This is a genomic window from Trabulsiella guamensis ATCC 49490 (genome assembly GCF_000734965.1).
GTDB lineage: Bacteria > Pseudomonadota > Gammaproteobacteria > Enterobacterales > Enterobacteriaceae > Trabulsiella > Trabulsiella guamensis.
Genome location: NZ_JMTB01000012.1, coordinates 1 through 4643, shown reverse-complemented (window position 1 = coordinate 4643; position 4643 = coordinate 1). Strand labels below are relative to the sequence as shown.

The 4643-nt window shown below is 55.0% G+C and carries 4 protein-coding genes; all 4 read right to left on the bottom strand.

Features of this window, described 5'->3' with window-relative positions:
- On the bottom strand, positions 1-873 hold an 873-nt coding region (locus tag GTGU_RS23900), incomplete at its 3' end, for a phage tail-collar fiber domain-containing protein (RefSeq protein WP_211252855.1).
- Positions 873-1088 (bottom strand): hypothetical protein, encoded by a 216-nt coding sequence (locus tag GTGU_RS00875; RefSeq protein ID WP_038153479.1) that lies wholly within the window; start codon positions 1086-1088, stop codon positions 873-875. The genes GTGU_RS23900 and GTGU_RS00875, both read right to left, overlap by 1 nt.
- 9 nt (positions 1089-1097) lie before the next feature.
- Entirely contained in the window at positions 1098-3770 is a 2673-nt protein-coding gene (locus GTGU_RS25570; protein ID WP_051857264.1) for a phage tail protein I, read from the bottom strand.
- Positions 3763-4643, bottom strand: an 881-nt coding sequence (locus tag GTGU_RS00865; RefSeq protein ID WP_051857263.1) for a baseplate assembly protein, incomplete at its 5' end; no start/stop codon positions are given. The genes GTGU_RS25570 and GTGU_RS00865, both read right to left, overlap by 8 nt.

Genomic DNA, 4643 nt, shown 5'->3' with positions numbered 1-4643 from the left:
AAGCCGGATGTCGCTCAGGTATCTGGAATCAGATTCCGCTTTCGTATATGAACTGCCTGATGCGGCGTAACTGCCTTTAGGCTGGTAGCGCGCCTCTGATTCAGCCTTGGTATAGGCGCTGTCGAGCGGTTCGTAGCGGGCATCAGATTCCGCTTTCGTATACGAGCTACCCGCAGCGGCATAACTGCCCTTAGGCTGGTAGCGTGCTTCAGATTCAGCCTTGGTATAGGCGCTGTCCAGCGGCTCAAAGCGGGCATCAGATTCCGCTTTCGTGTAGGCGCTTCCGGCGGCAGCGTAATTGCCTTTAGGCTGGTAAGCGTCGTCGCTTTCCGTCTTACTGTAAATTTCAAGATTATTCCGCGCGGTTGCCTTGTCCGGCACATCAGCGAGATTCTCATCCTCGTTAAGGTAGCGATCGTCTGCCACGCTTTCCGTCAGAATGCGACGGTTTGGGTCAATCAGCAACTCAACGTTTTCAGCGTGATTCAGTGACAGCACACAGGTGATAATGACTTCCTTAATGATGCTGTCCGTCTGCGCGGGCAGAAACGTATCCGGGTAGCCTCCGTAGGCTATCAGGGTACCGGAACTGCTGCGCAGACCAACCGCGCGCAGCACCCTGCCAGGATATTCACGACAGTCGATAACAAACTGCCCGTTAAGCAGCCCCTCATCCGGCTGGCTGTCGCTGAATGCCAGCGTACCAAAAAGCCCGGCAACCTCTGTCGCCGCCGCGAGAACATCCGGATCATCGCTGACGGCGCTGCCGTCTCCGTCCCCAATCTCTGCGTCGGTGATGGTTACCACGGTGCCGCTCTGGTATGCCGCCTCGACTTCAGCAGCCCCCGCAGTTGTTAATGTCAGTCCGAACATCAGTCCTCCTCATCAACATCAGGCTCAACACCCCATGCCATGCAGCAGCGAAGGTAAAAATCATCACTGACCATGGTGACGCCGCTTTCCTCAAAAATGTCACCTTTCCCGATGGTGATAATTCCCCTCTCTGCAATTTCATGCAGGAAGTTCAGGCAAAACTCATCCGTCTGCTGAAAGTCAATGCGTTTTTTAAGCTGTTCAAGTGTTTTCATCGTGGATCCTTATTTCCAGGCAGTTGGCAATGAGGCGTAATCATCCAGCGCAGAACAGCTACGAAGTGCACCTGATGACGTGGTGACCGCCGGGAACCTGGCTATCAGGCTGGCACCCGACCCGGTGATGAGCTGGCAGTTATTGAACAAACCTGTAGTTGCCGTCACCAGCGGGTAACTTTCTGCACTCATGATGTTGTTCGGATCGGCCACCAGCTTCCGGCAATAATAAAACGCTTCCTGGCACATGGTTATCGTCGACAGTCCAAGCAGCCCGTCAGGTACGTGCTCAAGTGCTGTGCAGTTATAGAACAACGTTCTGGCGTCCGTGATACCAGGGCAATTGTCAAATAACCCGTCACCGACCTGTTGCAGGGATGTGCACTGCCGGAATGCGGAAGTGACATTCGTCACGGCTGACAGCCCGGAGAACAGACTGCCGGTAACGCTGGTCAGTGCTGTACAGCTCGTGAATATGCCGCTTATGCTGGTGATGCCGGACTGGAAGGCAAATAAATCATCCGGCAAGTCTGTCAGCTTCGTGCAGCTTGTGAACGTTGAAACCGCTGTCGTGATAAGTGTGCAGTTATCCAGCAGATGCGCCGGGACAGCCGTCAGTTGGCTACAGTTCTGAAAGGTCTGGTTCAGACTGAGCAATGATGTCATATCGTCTAACAGACTGGCAGGAATGGCGGACAGCGCTGAGCAGCCTGAAAAAGCCTGGTTAAGCGATGTTGCCATGGTACACCCGGCAAACAGACCCACAGGCAGATTCACCAGCGAGGTGCAGCCGGATAAAAAACTTGCCAGATTCTGCGCGCGCGTGGCGGCAAGCAGGTTATCCGGCAAGTCTGTCAGTCCGGTACAGGCATTGAATGTGCCGTTAAAGTTTGTCGCCTGCGTGCAGGCATCAAACAGACCTGCGGGCACTGCTGTTATTGTCTCTGTCAGTGCGAACGTGGTGGCAAATGACGTCACTTTCTGGTTGGCGGCAAACAGCCCTGCCGGGATGAACGTCAGTCCGGTATTGTTGAATGTTGAGCCGAAATCTGTCACCTCAGGGTTTTGCGAGAACTGGCCTTCTGAAATGGTTTGCAGACTGGCGCAGTTAGCGAAGGCGTTGCTGAAATCCCGCGCAAGCGGACTCTGATAAAATAACTCCGGCGGTACGCTGGCAAGCGATGAACAGTAGTTAAATACCGAGCCGTAGGACGTAACCCTGCCGCCGGATGCAAACAGGTCATCCGGAATGGATGGCAGCAGCGAGCACCCGTAAAACGCCTGCGAAAAGGTGGTGACAAGCTGACTGTCAGCAAACAATCCCGCCGGAAGTTCAGCCAGTGCACTGCACTGAGAAAACACACTCTGATAGCTGAGAACATTCACCAGACCATCAAACAGCCCGGCAGGTGCTGCCGTCAGCGACTGGCAGTTATAAAACGCCTGCGACAGACTGGTTATCGTGGTTTTTCCGGCAAACAGGTTAGCCGGTAACCCTGAAAGACTGGTGCAGTTGTAGAAAACCGCGCCGAAGTTCGTCACGCCGTCCAGTGCGATAAAAGCTCCAGGATCGATGGTGTGTAACTGGTTCTGGTTATAGAAGCACTGGTACATCGATGCACGGTTGCCGCAAAACGCATGGAGCTGCATAACCTTGTTGACGCTCGTTTTCCCCGATTTGTAGAACGTCAGTGTGTTACTGTCGGTAACGGTAACCCGGTGCAGACCGGCAGACAGTGTGCCAGTGGCAAACACCTGCCCTGTGGTGTCAACAGTCACCGGCATGGCGGCACCATCCACCCTCACGCTGATCTGCTCGGTCGGCGTCGTCAGCCAGAACAACGGCGCAGTAATATCGGCGACATTCATCGTTACATCAATGGCCGCTTCAACCACCACAGGAAGCGTGGCGGTGGCATGTCCCAGCACCGCGCTCACAGTAATGCTCACGTTGCCTTCGGCGTGCCCCGTTACGACAAGCTGCCCATTGACCACCTCAACGGTGGCGATGGACTCGTCTGATGAAACCGCCGTAAAACTTTTGTCTTCGGCTTTTGCAGGCAGCACAGTGACGTTCACAATCCAGACACTCCCCGGCGTTATGAAAAGTTCAGGCGGATCCAGGACAATCAAGGTCGGAAAGATGCGCGCCGTCAGAATTTCGGTCGCCATCAGGTAACCGGCGCTGTATGCAGAGCCTTCCTTGCGCCCGAAAACGTGGACGGAGAACCAGCTACGCAGGTTTTTCGCACGCATGACGGCATGCTTAAGATCCTGATGGTCCAGCGCTGAAACAGGAAGATCTTTCTGTTCGACATTCAGCATGAACGTATACGGATCACCAGGCGGCGTCTGCTCAAACCACTGAACAATGTCGGTGCCAAATGGACTGTCCACCAGCGCCCGGCGCACAGCGGCAACAGTGCCACGATGACGGTGGATGAACGGCGCGCGCCTGATGGCATCACGCTTCTCCTGCTCGGTCCAGTTAGTATTCCAGGTGTCTACACTGTATTCCCATGCCAGCCACGGCAGCAGTTCAACCGGGCATAAATCTGGATTTTTAACCCAGCGGATCAGGTTTACCGGCAGTGCTTCGAGCGTTTTTGCGTTAGCCCGATCAATAGCCCTTTCGGCGGCGGTCGCGGTCGGTGCCAGGATGGTTTTTGGCGTATCAGTCATAATCTGCCACTACTTTTTTGAGGGTAATCGATGTGCAGTAGGGTGCCTGCCCCATGGCCGGGATCACATCCGCCGCCGGACTGCGCAGATCCACGCGGATAACGCCAGCCTGGTGAAGTGCTTTATCCACACCAGAGCGGGCAGCAACCGTATCAAAACGGTAAGTGCTGTCGGTATAAGCCATAATTGCGTCAACCGCGCTGGTCATCACCAGATCACCATCCAGACCGTAAGGCATATGGATGTCGGCATCGATGGCAAACAGTAGCGGCTCACCGGCGCTGATGGTCACAAAATCAGTCAGCGGCCTTACTTCATCATCGTTTACGGATGCAGCCACAGCATCAAGCAGCGGCTGTGGTGTTGTTGGTGCTCCCGCACGCGTCAGGATCACCGTGTCCTCGTCAGGCTCTGTTTTAACCCAGGCTTCAACGCCAGCACGCGAGAGCACATACAGGAAAACACGCCCTTCCTGATCGTGTGTTTCAGGGCCATAGGGACGGGCATCAAGAATGTCAGGATCTGCACTGAGGGCAAAATACTGATAACTGTTTTTGGCTCCCGCCGTGCTGAGGCGCGCCCATGACAGTTGTATCCTGGCGCGGTAGTCGTCGTCGGTTTCATATACTGCCGGTGTCGGCGGCGTGGTGGTGTCGTCTTCCGGCGTGATAAGCAGACGCCCGACATTCAGGTTACCACCAATCTGATCCAGATCGGCACCGTGCGAACTCGCCAGCAACACGGCACGAATTGCGTCATTAATCATCTGCCGGATGAGAACGAAGACGGAAAGTAAACGCCTCCCCCAGTCGGTAGAACGGATCAGACTCCACCATCGCATCAAACAGGCATCCAGCTCACGCCAGAGCGTCA